This is a genomic window from Winogradskyella poriferorum, assembly GCF_036553625.1.
Taxonomy (GTDB): domain Bacteria; phylum Bacteroidota; class Bacteroidia; order Flavobacteriales; family Flavobacteriaceae; genus Winogradskyella; species Winogradskyella poriferorum.
On the sequence record NZ_JAZHOU010000001.1, the window covers coordinates 1,088,560 to 1,112,320 of the forward strand.

Genomic DNA, 23,761 nt, shown 5'->3' on the forward strand with positions numbered 1-23,761 from the left:
TCTATAGTTAATATATGAGTTTTGCAAAGTGGATAGGAGGAGCAATAGGTTGGTCTTTTGGAGGACCAATAGGAGCTATTATAGGACTAGCTTTAGGTAGTTTTGTAGATAATTTATCTGACAACGGAACACCTCTAATAGGAGAACGACAAACAGGTAGAAACCGAAATCGCGATCCATATCGTCAGCGACCAAAACAAACACGCAGAGATCAAAAACCACAAACGCAGTCTGGAGATTTTGAGGTTAGTTTATTGATTTTAGCATCAATCATTATAAAAGCAGATGGAAAACAAGACCAAAGAGAACTAGACTTTGTGCGTCAGCAATTCAGAAATATGTATGGTAAGGAGAGAGCCAATCATGCTTTTGAATTATTTAAACGTATTTCTAAGCAAAATATATCTATGCGTCAGGTATGCTTGCAGATTAAACAAATGATGGATCATGCTTCGCGTTTACAATTACTTCATTTTTTATTTGGTATCGCAAAGGCAGATGGTCATGTAGCAGAGGTAGAGATAAAGCAAATCTATACCATGTCTGGTTATCTAGGCATTAGCAGAAAAGATTTTGAAAGTATCAAAGCCATGTTCTATGACATGACAAATAATGCTTACAAAATTTTAGAAGTTGACAAGTCGGTTTCGGATGAAGAGGTTAAAAGAGCATACCGAAAAATGGCTAAAAAATACCATCCAGATCGTGTAGGTCATTTAGGGAAAGAACACCAGGAAGGTGCCGAAGAAAAATTTAGACAAGTACAAGAGGCTTACGAGCACATTCAGAAAGAGAGAGGGTTTAAGTAGTCTAAGTAAGTGCGAGTAATGGGTTTCATTAAAAAATATGTCTCTGTTCAAATAGGTCTTATTTTATATGTGCTCTTTTGTGGCTTATCTATTTATGAAGATTTAAAAAATGAAGGTATAATAAATTCTAGTAAGCTCGTAGTATTAACTTTTGTTACTGTCGTTGTTTTAATTGCTTTTCTATTTATTGAAAGAATTTACAATAAAATAAAAAGTAACAGAGATGACGAATAACCCAAAAATTAAGCAATGTATTGGTTTATCAGTAGTATAATATTTGTTTTTGTGTTAGCTTATGTAATTATAAAGCTGACTATTAATACTAAAGAAAATCCAGATTCTAACTTAGGAATATTAGAGCATCCAAGTACTTATAAAAAGCCAGATATTGAGATGGTGGATAACGACTCTTTATCGAATAAAAAATAATTTTTAGGTGACCTTTTAAACAAAACGCCATTAATAAATAAACCACTCTTATGAGCGACGACAAAATAATGGCATTGTTTAAAAATGGCAAACGCGAAAAAGCGTTTAAGGAGTTGTACAAACTCTATCCACGTATCGAAAAACTCATCCTGTCCAACAATGGAACAAAATCAGATGCTAATGATGTTTTTCAGGAAGCGTTAATCATTCTAAACAGAAATCTGGAAAAATCAGATTTTAAACTTACATCTTCATTTTACACCTATCTCTACTCAGTATCTCGATTTGTTTGGAAAGACACGCAAAGAAAATTCACCAAACAAGAACTACATAATTTACAGAGTGAAGAAGTTTCAATATTTGATGCTGTTTTAGAAGAGCAAAAATACAAGTCGGCAGAAAAAGCGTTTCGCGAATTAGGAGAACGATGTCAACAGTTACTACAATGGTTTTATGTAAAGAAAATGACCTTTAAGGTTATTGCAGAGCAAATGCGATTTAAAAGCGAAAAAGTTGCAAAAAACCAAAAGTACAAATGCCTACAAAAGGCAAAAGACATCTACAGAACTCAAACAAAAACTGTTCAATCTTAATTCGGAAATACTATGGAAAAAGATATAGATTTAATCAACGCATATTTAAATAATAGCCTTTCTGAAACTGAAAGATTGGTTTTTGAAAACAGACTTAAAACAGACGTAACATTCTATGAGATTTTTAAAGAACACCAAACAATTATAAAAGGGATTGAGCGTGTAGAATTGCTTGAAGAAATAAAAACCTCGAAGAATAAGTATCTCATAAGCAAATGGCTAAAATATATTGGTGGATTTGCTCTATTAATTATAATTTCAATAGTAGCATACAGTTTGTTTTTTAGTGCCCAAAGCGAAGAAAAGCAAAGCGATAACAATAGCTCTTTTGAGATTGTTAAGGACTCAGTTGTAAATGAAACTTTAGCAGATTCTATCCCAAAATATATTGCAGTTAAATATTATAAAAAGCAGATTCTTCTTGAAGAAAAAACCAAAGCTTTTGGCGGTGTTGAAATTGTAAAAGATACCATTATAAAAGAAGTAATTGGTCGTTACACGATAGAAGAATTCAAATTAGCATTTCCAGAAAATGATGATTTTAAAAAGGAAAGCGACACCATTTTTGTCAATCCAAATCTTCTTATTGAGATAGAAAAAGCACAGCAAAAAGTTCAGAAAGAAAGTAAGGCTGATAAAGCTACCAAACTAGTTTCCAAAAACACGGAATCCTTTTTCAATTCAATTAAAAAGGAAGCACAAATAACATCTTTTAATGCTAGTGAAGATTATATAGTCACCTTAAAAGAAGGCACCGAAATTTCAATACCTGCCAATGCCTTTATTAATTCTAAAACCCAAAAAGAGGTGACAGGAAATGTTAGCTTAGAAGTTACGGAGTATTATAAACTCTCAGATATAATCTTGGCAGATTTGAGTACAAAATCTGATGACCAAATTCTAGAAACAGGTGGAATGTTATATATAGAAGCCAAAAAGAACGATTCTAATTTAAAATTAAAACCAGGCAAAGAATTAGAGATTGTGTTTAACAATAAGGGGAAGAAGGATATGCAACTTTTTAATGGATTGAAAACTAATGGAGTGATGAATTGGATTTTGCCAGAATCTACAGAGATTATCACAGGTCAATTTAAAAGTACATCACAAGAAGTTAGTTTGTCTAGTGAATACTATGAGAATACTGACAGCTATTCAAACTTTGAGCTTTTAGATGTAATGCCTAGACATCCTAATTGCGAGCCAGGAGATAATGAACAATTAAAGCAATGTTTTAATGAAGAAATAACAAAGTTTGTAGCTAGAAAATTTAATTATGAAATAGGAGAGAGGCTAAACCTAACAACCAAAGAAAATATATACGTTTCCTTTGAAATTGATAGGCGAGGAAACATCGGTAAAATAGAAGCCAGATCTCAGTATGATGCGCTTGCTAAAGAAGCAATAAGAGTTTTAGAATTGTTTCCAAAAGTAGTTCCTGGCAAAAAAAATAGCAGGTATGTTGCTGTTAAATACCGTTTTCCTATAGCTTATAGAATATTTGGTAGTGAAAACTCAACACCTGTCACCAGAACATCTGGAATGATTGTTCAACAAGATTCTGCATTAATCATTGGAAACAAAAAAGAAGTTCAGAAAGAGATTGAAGAAAAATCCATTTCAGAAATTAGCAAATCAGACCTTGAGCGTTATACACTTTCAGCCACGAGCCTTGGTTGGATTAATTGCGACCGTTTTATAAACAGCAGAAAAAGTAAGATTAAATATAACATTAACATTAGTAATGCTGAAGATGCCAATGTTAAGCTGATTTTTAAGTCGATAAGCTCAATTCTGCCAAGTAGAACATCAAACGGATTTTACGATTTTGGTTTAGTGCCTGTTAACGAAGAGGTTATTCTACTAGGTATAAAGAAAAAGGGCGATAAAATATTTTTAGGTCTTAAAGAGTTAAGAATAAGAGCGACTTCAAAACAGGATATTGATTTTAAGGAGGTGTCTTTAAGCGAACTGAAAAAGGAGCTCATAAAACTTAATTCTAATTTCTAAAAAAAATATACTATGAAAGCATTGTTTTTATTAAGCTTATTGAGTTTTACGGTTTGCTTTTCTCAAAATCAAGACTCACTAAAACTAAAGATCGATTACGGAGTAGCATCTGAAGAATTTCAAGATTATTTGCTTATGAAGAATATTGATTTTTATAAAGTGAATATTTCAAACAAAAATCTAAAAGGAAAAACCTTTACACTTGTTTCAAAAGAATACTGGAATAAAAAATTAACAAAAATAGATACTATTATTAATCTAAAAAATCATCCAAGAAGAATAGAGTCAGATACACTTTCCTTCAATATTATAACTGAAAAAGTGAGTAATGATAGTTTGCAGTTGTTTGTTAAATTTAAAGGGCTTTTAAGCATTAATAGAAAATATAAAACGACAGAGACTAATAGCTATTCTGCAAGAGATTTATCTAATGGAAATGAAACGAATTTTCAATTAGGAAAATCATTTCCGTTATTGGTTTATACTTTGCCTTATAAAGACCCTAAATATCCTGGCTATTTATTTTATTGTGAGTTAACAAAAGAAGGTATTCCGCCAGAAGAATGGGGAGATAAATTCAACCTTGAACATTACATTATTTTTGAAATGCAGTTTGAATAACACTTAACCTCTAAACAAAAAGAAATCATCTTTCATATCCTCAATCTGTGCATCTTCGTTGGTAATGATGTAATCTATAGCTTTAGAGGTAAAGGCATCGCCTTTTTCGGTAAGTGAAACGATATCGTCTTTTATAACAATCATATTGTTTTTTTGAGCTAAATCCAACACAGTTTTAGAGCGTACTTTTTGCCAATTAATATGCTCGTTAAGGTGTTTTACGTGACGCTCAGAAAGGTCATCGTGATTTTTTAAATGCAACAAAAATGTAAGCAAAGAAACTTCTGTGCGCTGTTGCCTTTCTCTATACATCACAGCAATAATACCTTTTGAAGGCGCAAAAAGATATACCATAAGAAAAACTAAGCCCAAAACGGTAGTTATTGAGCCAGCAATTGAAGCATCTAGCCAATGTGCAACCCAATAGCCTAAAACAGCACTCAGTACACCAAAACCTATAGCCAAGGCCAGCATCTTTTTTAAATCTGTAGTTAAAAGATAAGCCGCAGCAGCAGGTGCAATCATTAAAGCAACAACCAAAATAGCACCAACAGCATCAAAAGCACCAACAGTAGTTACAGAAGATACAGACATTAAGCCATAGTGAATAATGGCAGGTGAAAACCCAAGTGAAGCAGCAAGACCTTTGTCAAAAGTACTAAGTTTTAGTTCCTTAAAAAAGGTAATAAGAAGCGTGACAGTAACAAGAAGAATAGTGCCAATTATCCAAAGTGATTTTGGGCCAATATCAGTTCCGCCAACAATCAACCTATCAAAAGGCGCAAAAGCGAGTTCGCCAAGCAAAACAGCATCAGTGTCTATATGCACATCATTGGCGTTTTTAGCAATTAATATAACACCAATACTAAAGAGAATAGGAAACACCAAGCCAATGGCAGTATCTTCCTTTACCAATCCTGTTTTTTGAATATACTCAACAATCACAACTGTAATTATACCAGTTAAGGCAGCAAATAGAATGAGTAATGGCGAATTTAAGTCGTGCGAAATAAAGAAGCCAATAACAATTCCTGGTAAGATGGAATGACTTATAGCATCGCTTATCATAGCCATTTTTCTAAGTACTAAAAATGTACCTGGAATGGCACAGGCAATGGCAACCAAACTTGCAATTAATTGTATTTCTAACTGAGCGTTATTCATCAGATGCGTTTTGTTGGTTGTATAAATTTGAAGCAGTTTTAAAACCTTCTTCCGTAAGGTGCCACATATTGCCATCGAGTTCTACAAAACCTCTATCCACTAATTTTTGAAGCGTACCTTTTGTATATCCTTGAAAGTTATTCAAGATTTTTATGGTGTGCGGATGTGAAATATTATCGTGTGTTTCGGCAATGTGATACATAAACGCCAAGGTTTTGTGAAGTTCTAAATCTCGACGATTTTTCACAAATCTAATTTGCTTAAATAAGAGTCCTCTTTTAGGCGAAAAAACAAAAGAAAACAATACAAAAACACCTGCAACAATAACAATTACAGGGCCAGTTGATAAATTGTTTTGGCTTGCGCTAACAGCTGTACCAAACACACCTGAAAATGCACCAAAAATAGCAGCTAAAAATACCATTTTAGACAAACTGTTGGTCCATTGTCTTGCAGCAGCAGCAGGTGCTAAAAGCATAGCGCTCATTAGAACTACACCAACGGTTTGAAGCCCAAGTACAATAGCCAGTACAATGAAACTGGTTATGAGAATATCTATGGTTTTAGTGTTAAAACCCAGGGTTTTGGTGTAGTCAGCATCAAAAAGTAATATTTTGAATTCTTTCCAAAAGGTTAGCATTACAATAAGACAAATTCCTGTGACGATAGCCATCATCCAAACATCGCTTTCTACCAAAGTTGCAGCTTGGCCAAAAAGGTATTTATCCAAACCAGCTTGGTTGGCATTGGGTTGCTTTTGAATAAATGTGAGTAATAGCATTCCAAAGCCAAAAAAGACGGATAGAATTAGACCTAAAGCTGTGTCTGATTTTAAATGCGTTTTGGTGACAATGCCTCTAATCCAAAATGTACCGATGAGACCACTGACTAAAGCACCAAGCAGTAATGTATTTGTGTCTTTTGCACCAGTAATTAAAAACGCAATTGCAATACCAGGCAAAGCCGCGTGAGAAATAGCGTCACCAAGTAAACTCTGCTTTCTAAGCACAGCAAAACTTCCCAACATTCCTGTTACTGCACCAAGGATGGCAGTACCAAGTGTTATGGTTCTTAGTGTGTAGTCTGTAAAGACGAGTTCTATGTATTCTATTAAGTCTATAGTTTTATGTAGTTATTAGAGGTTAGTCGTTAGAGGATATTTTTGTTTTGAGGTATTTTTGGAGACTTGTAATCATTTTTGATAATTCAACTAGTCTTTCTCTAAGTTGATTTTCTATGTCTTCTGAAATATAGTTTTGTCTTTTAGCAATAGTAGAACAAACAACGCACTCATTTACTGAATCTAAAGCCATTTGCAGAAATCTATTGAATTGTTTGTCGGTATCAGAAGAGCCTTCCGCTATATTTAATGCGATAGAAACAGAGGCTCTTGTAAATTGAGAAGAAAGACCAAACTTCTCTGAATTAGGGAATGTGTCAGCGATTTTATAGACTAAGTCTATAAAGTCTAACGCTTTGTTGTAAACCTTTAAATCTTCAAATTGAAATTTAATATTCTTCATAATTATTCGCTTTCAGACTATCCATTAATGACTACCTACTAACCACTACTCTTGTATACTCACTTTATAATTAATACCATAAGTTTTAGTGAGGTTATCATCATTAAAGATGTCTTTAACTGGTCCTGTGGCAATTTTCTTCACGTTTAAGAAAGTAACCCAATCAAAATATTCTGGTACAGTTTGTAAATCGTGATGCACCACAATAACAGTTTTTCCTGCTTTTCGTAAGGCTTTTAGAATATTAATAATTGCTATTTCGGTTGAAGCATCCACACCTTGAAACGGCTCATCCATAAAATAGATAGATGCGTTTTGCACCAAGGCTCTGGCCAAGAAAATACGTTGTTGCTGTCCGCCAGAAAGCTGACTGATTTGTCGGTTTTTAAAAGGAAGCATTCCAACTTTTTCTAAGGCTTCAAGCGCTGCTTTTTTTTCTTTCTGTCCTGGTCGTTTTATCCAGCCTAGACTGCCATAAGTTCCCATCATTACAACATCTAAAGCTGTAGTAGGAAAATCCCAGTCTACACTACCTTTTTGAGGCACGTAAGCTACAAGTTTGCGTTGTTTTTCATAAGGTTTTCCGTAAATGCTTACACTGCCAGCAATAGGCTTAAGAATCCCTAAAATAGATTTTATAAGAGTCGATTTTCCTGCACCATTTGGCCCAACAATAGCCATAAGTACACCTTCTGGAATTTCTAGATCGATATCCCAAAGTACTGGCTTGTAGTTGTAAGCTACAGTGAGGTCATCTACTTTTACGGCTAATGTTTTCATTTAAAGTAGAGCTTTTACAATCGTTTTAATATTATATCTGTACATCCCAAGATAAGTACCTTCAGGAGTTCCGGCATTTCCTAAAGCATCAGAATAAAGTGTGCCACCAATGATGACTTCATAATCCTTGGATTCTACAGCTTTTTGAAGAGCTTCAATAGTACGTTTAGGAACAGAGCTTTCAACAAAAATAGCTTTGACTTTATGGTCTATTATAAATGAAGCTAACTTTTGTACATCTTGTACACCAGCTTCAGTTACAGTAGACAACCCTTGTAAGCCCACAACTTTAAAATCATAAGTTCTGCCGAAATAATTAAAAGCATCGTGAGCAGTAACTAATATTCTTTTTTCTTTAGGTAAAGCATTTACTGTTTCTTTTATATCCTCTTCAAGTTTATCTAATTCAGAAAGATAAGCTTTTTCATTGGCTTTGTAAAGGTCCTTGTTTTTTGGGTCTTCTTCAGAAAGCGCATTGGTTACCTGCTTGGTGAATTCTTTAAAATATTCAATATTAAACCAAACATGAGGGTCGTAACTAGAGGCAAAATTTTCTGATCCAATCAATCCGTTTTTATGTATTTTTTCGGCGAGGGCAATAGTTTTTATGCCTTGACCTTCCATTTTCTCAAAAACATCAACCAACTTTCCTTCAAGATGTAAACCATTAAAAAATATTATATCTGCATTGGTTAGTTTAGAAACATCACCTTCGCTGGCTTTGTATAGATGTGGATCGACTCCACTACCCATTAAACCTTGAAGATTAATAGCATCTCCACCAATATTTTTTACCAAATCTGTGATCATTGTTGTTGTTGTGACAACGTTTAGCTTACCGTTAGTTTTGGTGTCATTTTTACAGCTAAAAAATGTTGCAATAAGTAATATAAGATAGTATGCTTTTTTCATGGTTTAAAATTTAATGTGAAAGTACTAAAATTCATTTATTAATTTAATTTATATCGTAATCCAATAAATGCTCTTATGCCTTGGTTTGGACCATACACATACGAAGGATCAAAAGTTAAGGCATACGGATTGTTAGCAGTTGGTACAACATTACCATCATTATCAAACTGTACATTTTCGTCAAATGGATCATCAGCTCTTGCTATTATAAACGGATTTCCTTTGTTAGGTGTCCAGTTGAGTAAGTTCTTAACACCTCCATAGATTTCAAAATTATTAAAACCATCATAAGTCAGTTGAATATTTTGGATGCTCCATGTTGGCGAATATTCTTGTCTTGGATCTAGCTCACCAAGTAATGGCAATCGCATTGGTCCATATATATTTCCTGTGTAATCTAAGGTTAAGTTTGTTGGATAGTGTTTGTATGAAAACGACCAAACTCCAGTGAATCGTTCTGTAAGGATTTGCCTTGTGGTTGTGCCATTTTCGGTTTGTGATACATCTTGGTAGGTAGCGCCAAGAGATGCTTTTATACCACTGCCAAATACAGCATCAGCATTAAAACTTATCCCTTTTGAAGTGGAATGACCATCAAGATTATCATAGATTATTTGGTTTGGGTTGGTATCGTAATCTGGTAAAATAGCATTGGTAAAATAGGTGTACCAAACAGATGTGTCAAACGTAAACATCATTCCGTTGTTGAGGTAGAGTTTTTTTAGATAATTGAGATTAATGTTATAGGATTCTTCGGGTTTTAAAGCCTCTTCTATAACAACTTCTCTTGAGCCTGTTAATGCAGCATGATCTTCTGTAAATAAGTTGACAACTCTAAACCCTGTACCAGCATTCAACCTAATAATATCATCTTCTGTAGGCTTAAAACGGTAAGCAATTCGAGGTGTAAAAATATTTCCGTGCCTACTGTCATAATCATATCGCATTCCTAGTAATACGCTTTGCTTTTTGGTAAAATTTATTTCATCTTGAATAAATAGAGAAGGTATGGTAACTTCATCTGCATTTACGGTAGCTGTGGTATTATCATTATAATAGTTGTAGCGTAGGGCAGTACCAATAAGTAAATCGTGTTTGTTTACTTTTTTGTCCCAAATAAACTGACCAAAACCAATACGTTGTTGTGCTAAATATGGCGTGTTACCATATACCGAATTTTGGTCGTGGTCTGAGTATGAAAATTGAAAGTTTACCTTTTCTTTTATTGGAAGTTGGTAGTTTCCTAAAAGCTCAAATCGAGACGTGTAGATGCTTTCTCCATAAACTTCGTCTCCACCTCTGTAGCTAGGATTCCATTGCATTTCTCCGCCCCAACGATCCTCGTAAAAATAGCGACCTGCTAATGAAAATTTCCGATTGTTTGCGCGTTCAAAGTTCCATTTTTGAAAAATTGAAATACGATCTTGTAAGGTAACATCCGTAAAATTATCATTGTTGTTATCTATAGGATTGCTGTAATTGAAATAGTTGGCGCCAAAAAGAACTGTGGCTTTTTCGCCAACTTTAGACTTAAAACCAACATCTACATTGGCTTCTCCCCAACCCGTTACAAAGCCATCGGCAAAAAAGCGTGGTGCATTTTCGGGCAGTTTGGTAATAATATTTATGAGTCCACCAACAGCTTCGCTACCGTAAAGTGAAGAAGCAGGACCTTTAACAATTTCAACTTGTTCGATTAACGAGTTAGGAATACCAGATAAGCCGTAAACGGTTGATAGACCACTAACAATAGGCATTCCGTCTATCATTACCAAGGTGTAAGGTCCTTCTAAACCATTAATATGAATGTCGCCTGTATTGCAAACATTACAATTTAGTTGAGGTCTTACTCCGTTAACATTTTGTAATGCTTCAAAAATATTTGGAGTTGGGTTCTTTTTTAAAAATGTTGTTGAATAAACTTCAACAGGTACAGGACTTTCTAAACGTGATACTGCTTTTAGTGTTCCTGTAACAATTACTTCATCTAGTGCGTCACTTTGGTTAAGTTCAAAATTAATGACAACATCACTATTAGAAACTACTATTTTCTTTTTCTGAGTTGTAAATCCTGTGAACGAAACGGCAATATTATATGTGCCTTGAGAAACATTTGTGATGATAAATTTTCCATTTTCATCCGTAATAGCACCTTTAGTAGTGCCATCTAAAATAACATTAGTATAAGGTAGCGGCAGATTTTCGCTCGTTACTTTTCCAGAAATAGAGTAGGTGTTCTGTGCTGCAAGAACTTGCAGAAAAGAGAATAGAAAAAAAACTATTAATCGCCTCACGTAAATTATATTTTTAGCAAATATAAAAACAAATTTAGATAAGTCTAAAAATTATTTAAGAATAATAACTTTACTATATTTGTGTATAGCGAAAAAACGATGATAACACTTACCGAAGAAAATTATATTAAAGCCATATACCATTTAAGTAGCAATGGTACAGAAAACGTAAATACCAATGCAATTGCAGAGGCTATGAGCACCAAAGCATCTTCTGCAACAGACATGATAAAAAAGTTGTCTGAAAAAAATTATGCAGATTACAAAAAGTATCAAGGTGTTACGCTGACAGAAAAAGGGAAACGCGTTGCTGTAAATATTATTAGAAAGCATAGGCTTTGGGAAGTGTTTTTGGTTGAAAAACTAAATTTTACTTGGGATGAAGTGCATGAAGTTGCAGAACATCTAGAACATATAAAGTCTGATAAACTCATTGATGAACTCGATGCGTTTTTAGAACACCCAACACACGATCCTCATGGAGATCCAATACCAGACAAGGATGGTAATTTTCAGCATATAGACAAAATTGTATTGGCTAAGGCTAACATTGGTGTTGCTTATAAATGTGTTGGTGTAGATGATACTTCAACAGCATTTCTTCAGTATTTAGATAGTAATGGTATTGCGCTTGGTACTATGATCACAGTAATACACAAAGAGCCTTATGACAACTCTGTGAAAATTCAACTTAAAGACACAGAAATTGTAGTGTCGCAAAGTGTCGCAAAAAACCTCTACTTAAAGAAGGTTTAAGTTTTTTAAGAAATAAGAAGGTGTATGACTTTTTAATTTTATAGTTACATTTAATGACTATGTCCACCTTTGCCACCTTCTTCCAGTAGCATTCCTATACCTTTAACTAATATTTGTTTGTTTTGTATAGCTTTAGGGTTTAAAATTTCTGAAGTATTTTCATCCTGTTGACCTATGTTTACTTTTAGCTTTTTAAATTGATAGCCATCAGTAGTTATTTCATCTAAAACAAGCACATAATTATTTTTGTCTTCACTTACAATAGCTTCGTTTGGCAAGCCAACACCTTTTTTACTGTCTGTAATAATGTTAGCTTCTACAAACATACCAACAATAAAATTGGCTAAGTCTTTATCTACGTGTCCGTGAACTTTAACTCGTCTTGTAGTTTCATCAATGGTAGTTCCAACTAAATGCACGTCTGCTTCAAAAGTTTTTTCTGAAGCTTCAGGAATTTTAAAGAGTATTTTTTGACCTTTTTTAATGTGCATAATGTCTTTTTCAAAGACTGATAATTCCAAATGAATATGGTCAATATCTACAATTTCTAATATCACATCGTTTGGCGCAACATAAGCTCCATTACTTACATTTACTTTAGTGACATTTCCGTTAATTGGTGCGTAAAGACTAATGGTTGAGGTCATATTTCCTTGTTCTACAGCAGTTGGACTAATATTCATCATTTGTAATTTTCTCTTTAGTCCGTTGTAAGTAGCCAAACTACTTTTGTAAGTGCTTTGTGCTTTTAGGTAGTTTTTTTCTGAAGTTATTTTTTCATCAAACAACGTTTTTTGTCTGTTAAATTCAGCTTTCAAGTAATTAAGTTGCTCTGCGATTTCTAAATAGTTTTGCTGAATTTCAACATACTCAGGATTTTTTAAACTCACTAAAAGTTGTCCCTTTCTTACTTGGTCACCAACTAAAAGAGGTGTGTTTGTAATATATCCGCCAATAAAAGTTGTGATACTCGATTTGTTTTTTGGCGGCACGTCTATCATTCCCGTAACGGCAATTCCTGTTGAAAAATCAAGTATTTTTAAAGTGTCTAAAACCATTTGCTCGCTTTTAAATTGAGCTTTAGTTACGGTTATAATATTGTTTTTTGTTGCTGTGTTTTCAACGGTTTCAGTGTTGTTTTCTTTGTTTCCGCAGGCTAAAAATAAAAACGAAAAAAGAAGTATATATATATGTTTCATAGATTTAAAATTTTCAAGAACCATTGGTTCGGTTATTTACTTTTCTAAAGTTGTTGGTCTTTATTTGTCAAATGCTCATTATGGGCTTTCATTTTAGTTGATATTTAATGTCAAGTGGTTAATTTGTATTACCGTTTGATTGTAAGCGTTTAAATTTTCTAGGTACGATAATTCAATTTCGCTAGCGGTTTCAAGACTTTGTATGTATTGAAAAAAGTCAATTTCACCTTCTTTAAACGTACGGTTTGCGGTTTTTATAATTTGATTTTTAAGCTCTTCACCTTCATTATTATAGTAATTGACAGCTTCCTCATATTGTGCTAAAGTCGCCAAAAGTGCATTGTACTTAGTGTTTAACTTGGTTTTGTAATCTTGCTGTTGCTCTGTAATAATGTCTTTAGCAATTTTTGAAGCTTTTATCTTTGAAGCATTGCCAGAAAACAACAACGGAATTTTTAACCCGAATTGATAGCCTTTTAAATTGGTATTTAATTGGTCATTTGTACCTTGAAAATACTCTACACTAATGTCTGGTAACAAGTTTTGTTTTTCCTGTTGATAGATGGCGTTTTGATAGTTTTTAGCTTGTTCAAAGTATTGAAAACCAACATTGTTTTGTATTGAAATAGTTTCAATTTGTAACTGTTCAAGTGGTTGGTCTACAATCTCTAAACTATCTACTTGTACAACACTTTTTAATTGCTCTTTAGAAAAAGCAACTTCTTTTAAGGCTTGTTTGTACAAGGTTTCTAACTGTTTTTGTTTGGATTTGGCGGTAATCATTTCTAAATAATTGGTTTCGCCAAGTTCAAAACGACGTTTAGATTTATTGGCAAAATCTTGATACAGACTATCTAAGTATTTGTAAGTTTTCGCTTTGTTTTTAGCGTAACTCAACTGATAATAGTTGGCATAAACAGCTTGCTGTAATTGCAAAAACCGAAGATTGTAATGTGTTTTTTCTAAACTAGCTTTTGCTTTATTGGTTTTCTTTTCGGCAAAATATACCGTTGGAAACTTAAAATCTTGAGCAACACCAAACACCTTTAAGGGTTGGTTATTTATGGCTAAATTATTTTCGTCATAATTGTAATAAATTGACGTTTTTTCAAAACTAAAAGCACTTCCTATTAAAGCATTACTTTCGTCTACCATAAGATTTGAAGCTTTTAAACTAGCGTTATTTTCTATAGCTAACGCTAAGGTTTCTTCAATGGTTAATGGATTTTGAGCGTTAGCATTCATCATAAAAAAGAAACCGATAATGGTAACGATTGCAGTTTTATTCATTTTGATTTCTTTTTTAGTTTCAAACCTCGCATATAAAACAGGTAATACGATTAGGGTTAATACGGTTGCAGTAACTAATCCGCCAACCACTACGGTTGCTAACGGACGCTGAACTTCGGCACCAGCATTGGTCGAAACCGCCATAGGTAAAAACCCTAAAGCAGCAGCTGCTGCGGTTAGTAAAACAGGTCGCAAACGCTCTGAAGTACCACGTTTTATACGTTCTTCAATATCATCCATACCGTGATCTTTTAGTTCTTTAAAATGCTCGATAAGTACAATACCATTAAGTACGGCAATACCAAAAAGCGCAATAAAACCAACACCTGCCGAGATACTAAACGGTAAATCACGTAACCATAAAAGCAATACGCCACCAACAGCAGATAATGGAATAGCCGAGTATACTAATAAAGCTTCTTTTGCTGAGCCAAATGCAAAATACAGCAGTAAGAAAATTAATGCTAAAGCGATTGGCACAGCAATCATTAAACGCGCTTTGGCGCTTTGTAAATTTTCAAATTGTCCGCCATAAGTTATGTTGTAGCCAACAGGTAATTTGAGTTGTTGATCAAGAATAGTTCTAACATCATCTACAACCGATTGAAGGTCTCGATTACGCACGTTAATACCAACAACAATACGACGTTTAGTGTCATCTCTTGAAATTTTTGCAGGTCCAGTGGTGTATGTGATTTCTGCTAATTCGCTAAGCGGAATTTTCGTTCCACTTGGTGTATCGACATATAAATTTTGAAGACTGGCTAAATTTTTTCTATTGTTTTGGTCTAAACGCATCACTAAATCAAAACGCTTTTCGCCTTCAAATACTTGTCCAACAGTTCCGCCAGCAAATCCCATTGAAATTATTTGATTAATATCCGAAATATTCAGTCCGTAACGCGCAATTTTACTTCGGTTGAAAGACACGCTCATCTGTGGTAAACCTTCAACTTTTTCAATGATGATATCTGAAGCGCCTTCAACATCTTTAATTAATTCTTTGACTTCGTCTGCTTTATTGGCTAAAATGGATAAATCTTCCCCAAAAATTTTAATAGCTACATCAGCTCTAACACCAGTAATTAACTCATTAAATCGCATTTCGATAGGTTGTGTGAATTCGACTTCCATTCCAGGTATTATACTTAGTGCTTCTTTAAATTTATCGGCTAATTCGTCTTTGCTTTTGGCACTTACCCATTCGTCCTTTGGTTTCAGTTTTATAATCACATCACTTTCTTCCATAGACATTGGATCTGTTGGGACTTCGGCAGCACCAATACGACTTACTACCTGATCTACTTCAGGGAAATTTTCTAACAGTGTTTTTTCGATTTTGGTGGTAATTTCGATGGTTTTTCCAAGCGATGTTCCTGTCTTTAAAACAGGTTGAATCACGAAGTCACCTTCATCTAAAGTTGGCACAAATTCACCACCCATTTTACTAAATAAAAAGATGCTGATAGCTAGTAAAATTCCGGCTAAACTTACCACTGTTTTCTTGTGGTGCAAAGCCCAATTAATAGAAGGTTTGTACCAAGAATTAAGTGCTTTCATTAACCTAACGGAAATGTTTTTTTCGCTCGGCTTTTTTGGTTTCAAAAACAATGATGATATTACTGGAACATAAGTGAGACAAAGTAACATTGCACCAACTAACGCAAAACTGAATGTCAACGCCATAGGCTTAAACATTTTACCTTCTACACCGCTTAATGATAAAATTGGAATAAAGACTATTAAGATGATTAATTGTCCAAAAATGGCAGAATTCATCATTTTTGAGGCGCTTTTTAATGTAATTTGATCGATTTCTGACTGTTTTGCTTCTTTTGTGAGTAATTTTAGTTTTTCACTTTCGGTAATTATTCTAAAAGCAATAAACTCGACAATAATCACTGCGCCATCAATAATAATTCCGAAATCTATCGCGCCAAGACTCATTAAATTGGCATCTACACCAAAAATGTTCATTAGTGAAATGGCGAATAATAAACTCAACGGAATAACAGACGCAACGACCAAACCTGAGCGTAAATTACCGAGTAATAAAACCACAACAAAAATGACGATTAATGATCCTAAAATTAGATTTTCTGATACGGTAAAGGTCGTTTTACCAATCAGTTCGCTACGTTCTAAAAATCCGTTGATATAAACACCTTCAGGTAGGCTTTTTTGTATGTCTTTTACACGTTCTTTTACAGCGTCTATAATAGCTTTAGAGTTACCATCTTTAAGCATCATTATTTGCCCAAGCACTTTTTCGCCTTCACCGTTACCAGTAATAGCACCAAAACGTGTAGCGCTTCCAAAACCTACTTTAGCAACGTCTTTTATGTAAATTGGTGCGCCTTCGTTTTTGACTACGATTTGCTCTATATCTTCGAGGTTTTTAACCAAACCTTCGCCACGAATAAAATAGGCTTCATTAGTTTTTTCAATATATCCACCACCAGCAACGCTATTGTTTTTTTCTAAAGCCTCATAAATTTCGGACACCGAAATATTCATAGCATTTAGCTTGTTTGGGTTAATGGCAACTTCGTATTGCTTTAAATATCCGCCCCAAGTATTAACCTCTACTACACCAGGAATACCAGAGAGTTGTCGTTTTACAATCCAGTCTTGGATGGTGCGCAAATCGGTAATGGAATATTGGTCTTCGTAACCAGGTTTTACATCTAAAATGTATTGGTATATTTCGCCCAAACCAGTGGTAATTGGTCCCATTTCTGGCGAGCCAAAACCATCTGGAATTACTTCTGAAGCTGACTTGATTTTTTCGGCAATTAATTGTCTTGGTAGATAGGTGCCATATTGTCTTCAAAAACAATGGTTACCACAGAAAGACCAAATTTTGAAACTGATCTTATCTCTTCTACGCCTGGTAAATTTGCCATCTCTAGCTCGACAGGATAGGTAATAAACTGTTCAACATCTTGGGTTGATAAGTTTCGTGATGTGGTAATCACTTGTACTTGGTTATTGGTAATATCTGGTACAGCGCCAATAGGAATTTGGGTCAAAGAGAAAATTCCGAAACCAATAATAAATGCTGTAAAAAGGAAAATAATAAGCTTATTATTTAAGCTTGATTTTATGATTTTTTCTAACATAATTCATAATAATAAAATTGAAAAGTACCTGTCCATAATTGAAAACAGGATGAATTTTAAAATGAATTATGCGTGTTTTGGTGGTTGAAAAAGCTGTGTATCGCTTAAGGAAGCGTAAAGATTTAAATAATGAAAATTAGTTTCAGAACTAGTGGCAATTTCAAAAGTGTCGATAGAAGGTTGAAATGAAGTTTGAACAATTGCTAAAATTGAGACGAAGTGGCCTTGACATTGAAACGGCAATTGTTCATGCTCACTTTGTTCTTTATGATTATGTTCGGTATGTGTAACTTTTTGCTCACCATAATGTTTAGAAAGGAACACAAAAAAGTTGTCTCCATACTCTTGTTTGTGAAACTGAGCGTGCTCAATGAGTTCATCTAATTGCATAATATCATCTATACTTATCTGAAAACTTTGGATAAGTACAATTCCTGATACTACTATGGCAATCAGTTTACTCACGTTAACAAAGTTAATGAATTTTAGAGAAGTAATTTATGAGATTTGTTATTTTATAGAAAGCAATGCGATTTAAAAGAGAGGCAGGATGTACTAAAGTTTTCATAAAACAAGACCTGAATGCCTTTAATTATTTTGTGTGCTATAATTTTAGCTTTCAATTTAAATGTTATGAAAGAGAAACTATTACCATTTTTATTCTTTGTCTTATTGAGTGTTGTAAGCTGTAAGAATGAAACTTCAGAAAAAAAGGAGATTATCGAAACTCAAACTGAAATAGTCGAAACTAAAAAAGATTTGACTTGGTTAGATAAGATTGAAGAAGCACATAAAAAATCAGAATTCTTGTCTCACGATGCTATCGCACTTGATATGGTGATTAACTTTGGTGGCAATGAACGACTGAATGGTAGAATGACTTTTTTAACCAATTCAACCAGAGGAAAAATTGAATTAAACGATGGAACTGCCATCTATTTTTATGGAAGTGAGGTCTTTCACTCACCAGACTTAAAAAATGAGAAAGCAGTACGTTTTGATGCTTACACATGGATGTATTTCTTGTTGTTTCCATCAAAAATAGGTGATGATGGTGCGGTTTTAAAAGATTTAGGACAATTGCAATTAAATGATGTGGCTTACAATGCGCAGCACTTATCATTTAAAGGCGATGTTGGCGATGCGCCAGATGATTGGTATGTTATTTACAGTCATCCTGAAACCAGCTTAATTGATTACGCTGGTTACATAGTAACGGCAAATAAATCTTTAGAAGCCGCAGAGGCTGATCCACATGCTATTGGTTATGAGGATTACAAAACTATTGATGGTATTCCTGTGCCACACAGTTGGAAATACTACGAGTGGACCAAAGAAAAAGGGCTTGGTAAAGAAATAGGTTTTGCAAATTTGAGCAACGTTGAATTTGTTGATGTGGATGCTTCAACCTTTGCTATTCCTGAAAGGTTTATAGAGAAGTAATTGTTTAACTACACCCACAACCATCAGAGCCACAGGACTTGCTCGATGCTTTTTTAGGTTTCCAGATGAATTTTCTAACCAAAAATCCTACAGCGACAAGCAATGCTGAAAATACTAGTATGTTCTGAATAATGTCGTTCACTTATTTTAAGATTTGGAAAGCCGCCAATGCTACAATATAAGCAAAAGCACTCATTACTACTAACTGATACAAAGGCCATTTCCAAGAATTGGTTTCACGTTTTACAATGGCGAGTGTACTCATACATTGCATTGCGAAAGCATAAAATAATAATAAGGAAATTCCTGATGCGAAATTAAATAATGGTCCACCCAAAATAGGATTCACTTCGCCAGCCATTCGGTTTTTTATGGTTTCTTCTTCATCACTACCAACACTATAGATAGTTGCAAGTGTACCTACAAATACTTCTCTAGCGGCAAATGAGCTAACAATAGCAATACCTATTTTCCAATCGTAACCCAAAGGTCTTATGGCAGGTTCAATAGCTCTACCTGTAATGCCAATAAAAGAATGTTCTAATTTGTAAGAAGCTACTTTTTGTTCAAGTTCTTCTTCAGAAAGATTATCAGACGCATGTTGTTCTGTTACAATTTCTTCTGCTTTATTGAAATCATCTCCAGGTCCATAAGAAGCCAAAAACCAAAGCACAATAGAAATCGCTAAAATGATTTTTCCAGCGCCAAAAATGAAGGCTTTTGTCTTTTCTAATACGGTTAACGCTACGTTCTTTATGAGCGGTACTTTGTAATTAGGCATTTCTACTACAAAGAATGATTTGCTTTTAATCTTTAGAACTTTATTTAATATCCAGGCAGATCCAACAGCAGCGCCAAAACCTATTAAATACAAAAGCATAAGTGTAAGTGCCTGGTAACTCAGTCCTAAAACTCTTCCTTCAGGTATTACCAGTGAAATAATGATGAGATAAACAGGCAATCTTGCAGAACAAGTTGTAAAAGGTGTTACCAAGATAGTGATAAGGCGTTCTTTCCAACTTTCAATATTACGTGTTGCCATAATAGCAGGAATTGCGCATGCTGTTCCAGACATCAATGGTACGACACTTTTTCCGCTAAGTCCAAAGCGGCGCATTATTCGATCCATTAAAAACACAACGCGACTCATATAACCGCTTTCCTCTAAAATGGAAATAAACAAGAATAAAAAGGCTATTTGAGGTATAAAAATTACGATACCACCCAAACCTGGTATTATGCCTTCGGCTAACAAATTTGTGAAAGCTCCTTCTGGTAAAATACTTTTTACCCATTCACCTAATGAAGCAAAAGATTCGTCTATAAAATCCATTGGTACACCAGACCAATCATAAATTGCCTGAAAAATGGTTAGTAATATGATTCCGAATATTAAATAACCCCAAACTTTGTGCGTTAAAATTCTATCGAACCTAATTCTTAGATCTTTGGCAGATTTAAGGTCAATAGTTTGCCCTTTTTTTAGCGTATCGTTTATAAACTGATACCGTTTAATGGTTTCTTTTTGTTGCAGACGTTTTAAATCTGCATTGGTTTTTGTTTTAAAATTAGAAACATCTTCAATGGTTTTCCTATCCGTTTTACCAAAATTTACATCTTGAGTAATGACTAACCACAACTTATAAAGCAATTGATTTGGAAATGCTTCTCTAAGGTTATTAAAATAAGCTTCGTCTATAGAAGATGCATTCATACAGGGCTCAGTTGAAAGCTCTTTATAATTGGTGATTAGTTCTTTTAGTTCGGAAATTCCATTGTTCTTTCTGGTACTTACGAGTGCAATTTTGGTGTTTAGTTGCTTTTCTAAATAAGGAATGTCTAGAGAAATTCCTTTGTAAGCCATTCTATCAGACATATTAATAACCAATATGCTTGGTATTTCTAAGTCCTTTATCTGGGTAAATAGTAACAGATTGCGTTTAAGGTGCTCTACATCACTTACAACAACAGCAACATCAGGAAAATCTTTATCATTCTTGTTAAGCAGTAACTCAATCACCACATTTTCATCAAGAGAAGATGCATTTAGACTATACGTTCCTGGTAAATCTATGATGTGCGCTTTAACACCACGTGGTAATTTGCAGATACCTTCTTTTTTTTCAACTGTTATACCTGGATAGTTACCAACCTTTTGGTTTAGGCCAGTTAAAGCGTTAAACACCGAAGTTTTACCTGTATTAGGATTTCCTATTAATGCAACATTTATCTGCTTACCCATTAACTATTTCTATTACGATGTGTATTGCAGTTTCTTTTCTAATTGCCAAATGGGTACCGTTAATGTTAAGGTACATTGGGTCTGCAAAAGGTGCAACTTGTACAAGCTCTACAGCATTACCAGGTAAACAACCCATTTCAAGAAGTTTTAATGGAATATGTATAGAAGATACATCTTTGATGATACCTTGTTCGCCACGTTTTAAGTCTGCAAGTGTCAAGCTTATCCTTATTTAGATTGAATTTAAAGAAGCAAAAATAAGGCAAAAATTTCAGCCTTAAAAAGAATTAAGAAACTATTGTGTGTACTCTTTTTTCAGAATTTCAATATCCTGAAGTAAAGAATCAATGCCACCTTGGCTGATTCCATTGTAAATTCCTCTAATTTGTCTTTTTTTATCTATTAGGGCAAAATTTTCGGTATGTACCATTCCATAATTACCCATGCCATCATCTTCTACTACAAGATAAGATTTTCTTGCCAAATCATAGATTTGTTTTTTGTCTCCTGTAACTAAGTTCCAGACATTATCATTAACACCTTTTTCTTTAGCGTATTTTTTTAGTTGCGCAACACTATCAATTTCGGGAGTTACAGAATGTGATAATAGCATAACATCATCATACTTAAGGATTTCTTCTTGCACTGTTACCATATTTTCTGTCATAATAGGACAAATGGTTCTGCAAGTTGTAAAGAAAAAATCAGCGACATAAATTTTGTCTTTGTAGGTGTCTTGGGTTATTGTATCACCATTTTGATTTACTAACTTAAAATCTGCAACGGTATGGTATTTCTCTATGTGCTGAATTGAGCTATCTACCAGTTTTGCTTCAAAATTTACAGGTTGGTAGATGGGTAAGGGTTTATCAACATTTAAAATATTATAAATTATTACCAATATGATAATAGACAATACTGAAAAGAATATTCCAAACTTTTTATACTCTTTAAAGAATGAGAGGAAAGACATAAGTTAAGCTTCAAAAATTATGAATTGCAAAGATACGATTAAGGTAAATTTTCGTGAATTTTTTTAACAGAAATATACGACTGTAACGGTATGATTTATAATTCATTGTTAAAAATATTCTGTTTGGAAATACATTTATTTTCTAAATGCCTTTAAAACATTACTTTTGTCAATCGAAATTTGAAAATGACTACATGGAATTTGTAATTAAGATATCCCAATTCTTACTAAGTTTATCCCTTCTTATCGTACTACACGAGTTGGGCCACTTTATACCAGCAAAGCTTTTTAAAACTAAGGTTGAAAAATTTTATCTCTTTTTTGATGTAAAGTATTCGCTTTTCAAAAAGAAAATAGGAGATACCGTGTACGGTATTGGCTGGTTGCCTTTAGGAGGTTATGTTAAAATAGCCGGAATGATTGATGAAAGCATGGATAAGGAACAAATGGCACAGCCACCCAAACCATGGGAATTTAGATCTAAACCAGCTTGGCAACGTTTAATTATTATGCTTGGTGGTGTTACGGTAAACTTTATCTTGGCTTATGTTATATACGTAGCTGTATCTTTTACGTATGGAGATTCAGATGTTAAGGTAGATAGCTTAAAAGATGGTTATTCTATAGAAAACCCGTTATTAAGTGACCTTGGTTTTAAGACCGGAGATAAGGTAATTGCCATTAATGATGAACCTATAATTAATGATTCTGATATAGGATATAATTTAATAAAGGCGCAGACTATTACAATAAACAGAGATGGTAAAAAACAAACTATTAATTTACCGGAAGATTTTTTAGGACAGTATTCTGCAAGTGGTGTAAAAACTAATTTTGAGTACCGAATTCCTTTTATGGTTGGTAAAGTTGCAGATTCTTCTTTAAACAAAGGAAAAGGTTTAAAACAAGGAGATGTTATTACAAGTATTAATGGAAAGCCATTAAAATATTACGATCAACTTAAAGGAATAGTAAAAGATTTAAAGAACACAAGCGTAACTGCCGAAATTCTGCATGAAGACAACACCAAATCTACCATGGAACTTCAGCTTGATAAGGATGGTAAGTTTGGTATTAGACCTTATAATAATCCTAAGCGATTTGAAGAATTAGGATATTATGATATTTTTAGAAAAGAGTACAGCTTTGGTGAAAGTTTTGGGGCAGGATGGCGAAAGTTTACTAAAACCATAAGTAACTATGGTGACCAATTAATGGCTATTTTTAACCCAAGCACAGGAGCTTATAAGGGCTTAGGAGGTTTTAAAGCTATTTACGATCAATTTTCACCTGTATGGAGTTGGCCTTATTTTTGGGGATTAACAGCCTTCCTATCAATTATGCTAGCCATACTTAATTTATTACCAATACCTGCATTAGATGGAGGACACGTAATGTTTTTACTGTATGAAATGATCTCTGGTCGTAAACCAAGTGAGAAATTCTTAGAGCGTGCACAAATCGTTGGTTTCTTTATTTTAATAGCGTTAGTACTATTTGCAAACGGAAATGATATTTTTAAAGCAATTACTCAATAAAAAAATTTAGATTTCATATTGCAGAGATTAAAAAATAATTTATATTTGCGCTCGCTAAAGCGA

At 33.9% G+C, this 23,761-nt stretch carries 21 protein-coding genes and 1 pseudogene; 9 read left to right on the forward strand and 13 right to left on the reverse strand.

The features are described 5' to 3' along the window. The first annotated feature begins 14 nt into the window (after positions 1-14). The 6 genes from V1468_RS04890 to V1468_RS04915 are packed head-to-tail and all read left to right on the forward strand — an operon-like array spanning position 15 to position 4,462. Positions 15-809 (forward strand): TerB family tellurite resistance protein, encoded by a 795-nt coding sequence (locus tag V1468_RS04890; protein WP_331809115.1) that lies wholly within the window; start codon positions 15-17, stop codon positions 807-809. 18 nt (positions 810-827) lie between these two features. Beyond that, positions 828-1,043 carry a hypothetical protein gene (locus V1468_RS04895; protein WP_331809116.1) on the forward strand — a complete coding sequence of 72 codons (216 nt, stop codon included), beginning with the start codon at positions 828-830 and terminating at the stop codon, positions 1,041-1,043. Positions 1,044-1,058: 15 nt separating this feature from the next. After that, positions 1,059-1,238 carry a hypothetical protein gene (locus V1468_RS04900; protein WP_331809117.1) on the forward strand — a complete coding sequence of 60 codons (180 nt, stop codon included), beginning with the start codon at positions 1,059-1,061 and terminating at the stop codon, positions 1,236-1,238. A 50-nt stretch (positions 1,239-1,288) separates the two neighbouring features. Further along, positions 1,289-1,831 (forward strand): RNA polymerase sigma factor, encoded by a 543-nt coding sequence (locus tag V1468_RS04905; protein ID WP_278004565.1) that lies wholly within the window; start codon positions 1,289-1,291, stop codon positions 1,829-1,831. A 12-nt stretch (positions 1,832-1,843) separates the two neighbouring features. Beyond that, positions 1,844-3,841 (forward strand): energy transducer TonB, encoded by a 1,998-nt coding sequence (locus V1468_RS04910; protein ID WP_331809118.1) that lies wholly within the window; start codon positions 1,844-1,846, stop codon positions 3,839-3,841. Positions 3,842-3,853: 12 nt separating this feature from the next. Continuing rightward, positions 3,854-4,462, forward strand: a complete 609-nt coding sequence (locus V1468_RS04915) for a hypothetical protein (protein ID WP_278004563.1) — start codon at positions 3,854-3,856, stop codon at positions 4,460-4,462. 3 nt (positions 4,463-4,465) lie between these two features. Here V1468_RS04915 and V1468_RS04920 read toward each other — a convergent pair whose 3' ends face one another. From V1468_RS04920 to V1468_RS04945, 6 genes are read right to left on the reverse strand one after another with little or no spacing between them, the layout of a single operon-like run. After that, positions 4,466-5,626 carry a metal ABC transporter permease gene (locus V1468_RS04920; protein WP_331809119.1) on the reverse strand — a complete coding sequence of 387 codons (1,161 nt, stop codon included), beginning with the start codon at positions 5,624-5,626 and terminating at the stop codon, positions 4,466-4,468. Next, positions 5,619-6,746 (reverse strand): metal ABC transporter permease, encoded by a 1,128-nt coding sequence (locus V1468_RS04925; protein WP_331809348.1) that lies wholly within the window; start codon positions 6,744-6,746, stop codon positions 5,619-5,621. The genes V1468_RS04920 and V1468_RS04925 overlap by 8 nt, the downstream gene beginning before the upstream one ends. Positions 6,747-6,768: 22 nt before the next feature. Then, positions 6,769-7,149 (reverse strand): four helix bundle protein, encoded by a 381-nt coding sequence (locus V1468_RS04930; RefSeq protein WP_331809120.1) that lies wholly within the window; start codon positions 7,147-7,149, stop codon positions 6,769-6,771. Between the two features lie 45 nt (positions 7,150-7,194). Continuing rightward, positions 7,195-7,929 (reverse strand): metal ABC transporter ATP-binding protein, encoded by a 735-nt coding sequence (locus V1468_RS04935; RefSeq protein WP_299095879.1) that lies wholly within the window; start codon positions 7,927-7,929, stop codon positions 7,195-7,197. Next, the gene (locus V1468_RS04940; RefSeq protein ID WP_331809121.1) at positions 7,930-8,841 is read right to left on the reverse strand and encodes a metal ABC transporter solute-binding protein, Zn/Mn family; all 912 of its coding nucleotides are present in this window, start codon (positions 8,839-8,841) and stop codon (positions 7,930-7,932) included. Positions 8,842-8,879: 38 nt separating this feature from the next. After that, on the reverse strand, positions 8,880-11,135 hold the full coding sequence (locus V1468_RS04945) for a TonB-dependent receptor (protein ID WP_331809122.1): 2,256 nt from the start codon (positions 11,133-11,135) through the stop codon (positions 8,880-8,882). Between the two features lie 99 nt (positions 11,136-11,234). Between V1468_RS04945 and V1468_RS04950 the strand changes: the two genes are divergently transcribed. Next, positions 11,235-11,891 (forward strand): metal-dependent transcriptional regulator, encoded by a 657-nt coding sequence (locus V1468_RS04950; protein ID WP_331809123.1) that lies wholly within the window; start codon positions 11,235-11,237, stop codon positions 11,889-11,891. Between the two features lie 50 nt (positions 11,892-11,941). Here the strand turns inward: V1468_RS04950 and V1468_RS04955 are convergent, their stop codons facing one another. The 3 genes and pseudogenes from V1468_RS04955 to V1468_RS04965 form a co-directional block, all read right to left on the reverse strand. After that, positions 11,942-13,090, reverse strand: a complete 1,149-nt coding sequence (locus V1468_RS04955; protein ID WP_331809124.1) for an efflux RND transporter periplasmic adaptor subunit — start codon at positions 13,088-13,090, stop codon at positions 11,942-11,944. Between the two features lie 93 nt (positions 13,091-13,183). Beyond that, positions 13,184-17,502, reverse strand: a pseudogene (locus V1468_RS04960) (CusA/CzcA family heavy metal efflux RND transporter). 66 nt (positions 17,503-17,568) lie between these two features. Further along, entirely contained in the window at positions 17,569-17,967 is a 399-nt protein-coding gene (locus V1468_RS04965) for a hypothetical protein (RefSeq protein WP_331809125.1), read from the reverse strand. 168 nt (positions 17,968-18,135) lie between these two features. Between V1468_RS04965 and V1468_RS04970 the strand changes: the two genes are divergently transcribed. Beyond that, complete coding sequence (locus V1468_RS04970; RefSeq protein WP_331809126.1) at positions 18,136-18,945, forward strand: hypothetical protein; 810 nt, start codon at positions 18,136-18,138, stop codon at positions 18,943-18,945. A gap of 4 nt (positions 18,946-18,949) precedes the next feature. On the opposite strand, the gene V1468_RS04975 is transcribed toward V1468_RS04970, so the two are convergent. The 4 genes from V1468_RS04975 to V1468_RS04990 form a co-directional block, all read right to left on the reverse strand. Then, the gene (locus V1468_RS04975; protein ID WP_331809127.1) at positions 18,950-19,087 is read right to left on the reverse strand and encodes a FeoB-associated Cys-rich membrane protein; all 138 of its coding nucleotides are present in this window, start codon (positions 19,085-19,087) and stop codon (positions 18,950-18,952) included. Then, positions 19,088-21,187 carry a ferrous iron transport protein B gene (gene feoB, locus V1468_RS04980; RefSeq protein ID WP_331809128.1) on the reverse strand — a complete coding sequence of 700 codons (2,100 nt, stop codon included), beginning with the start codon at positions 21,185-21,187 and terminating at the stop codon, positions 19,088-19,090. After that, positions 21,180-21,413, reverse strand: a complete 234-nt coding sequence (locus V1468_RS04985) for a FeoA family protein (RefSeq protein WP_243473859.1) — start codon at positions 21,411-21,413, stop codon at positions 21,180-21,182. The genes feoB and V1468_RS04985 overlap by 8 nt, the downstream gene beginning before the upstream one ends. Positions 21,414-21,482: 69 nt before the next feature. Beyond that, complete coding sequence (locus tag V1468_RS04990) at positions 21,483-22,160, reverse strand: SCO family protein (protein ID WP_331809129.1); 678 nt, start codon at positions 22,158-22,160, stop codon at positions 21,483-21,485. 194 nt (positions 22,161-22,354) lie between these two features. Here V1468_RS04990 and rseP point away from each other — a divergent pair, with 194 nt between their 5' ends. Continuing rightward, positions 22,355-23,698 (forward strand): RIP metalloprotease RseP, encoded by a 1,344-nt coding sequence (gene rseP / locus V1468_RS04995; RefSeq protein WP_331809130.1) that lies wholly within the window; start codon positions 22,355-22,357, stop codon positions 23,696-23,698. The last annotated feature ends 63 nt before the right edge of the window (positions 23,699-23,761 follow it).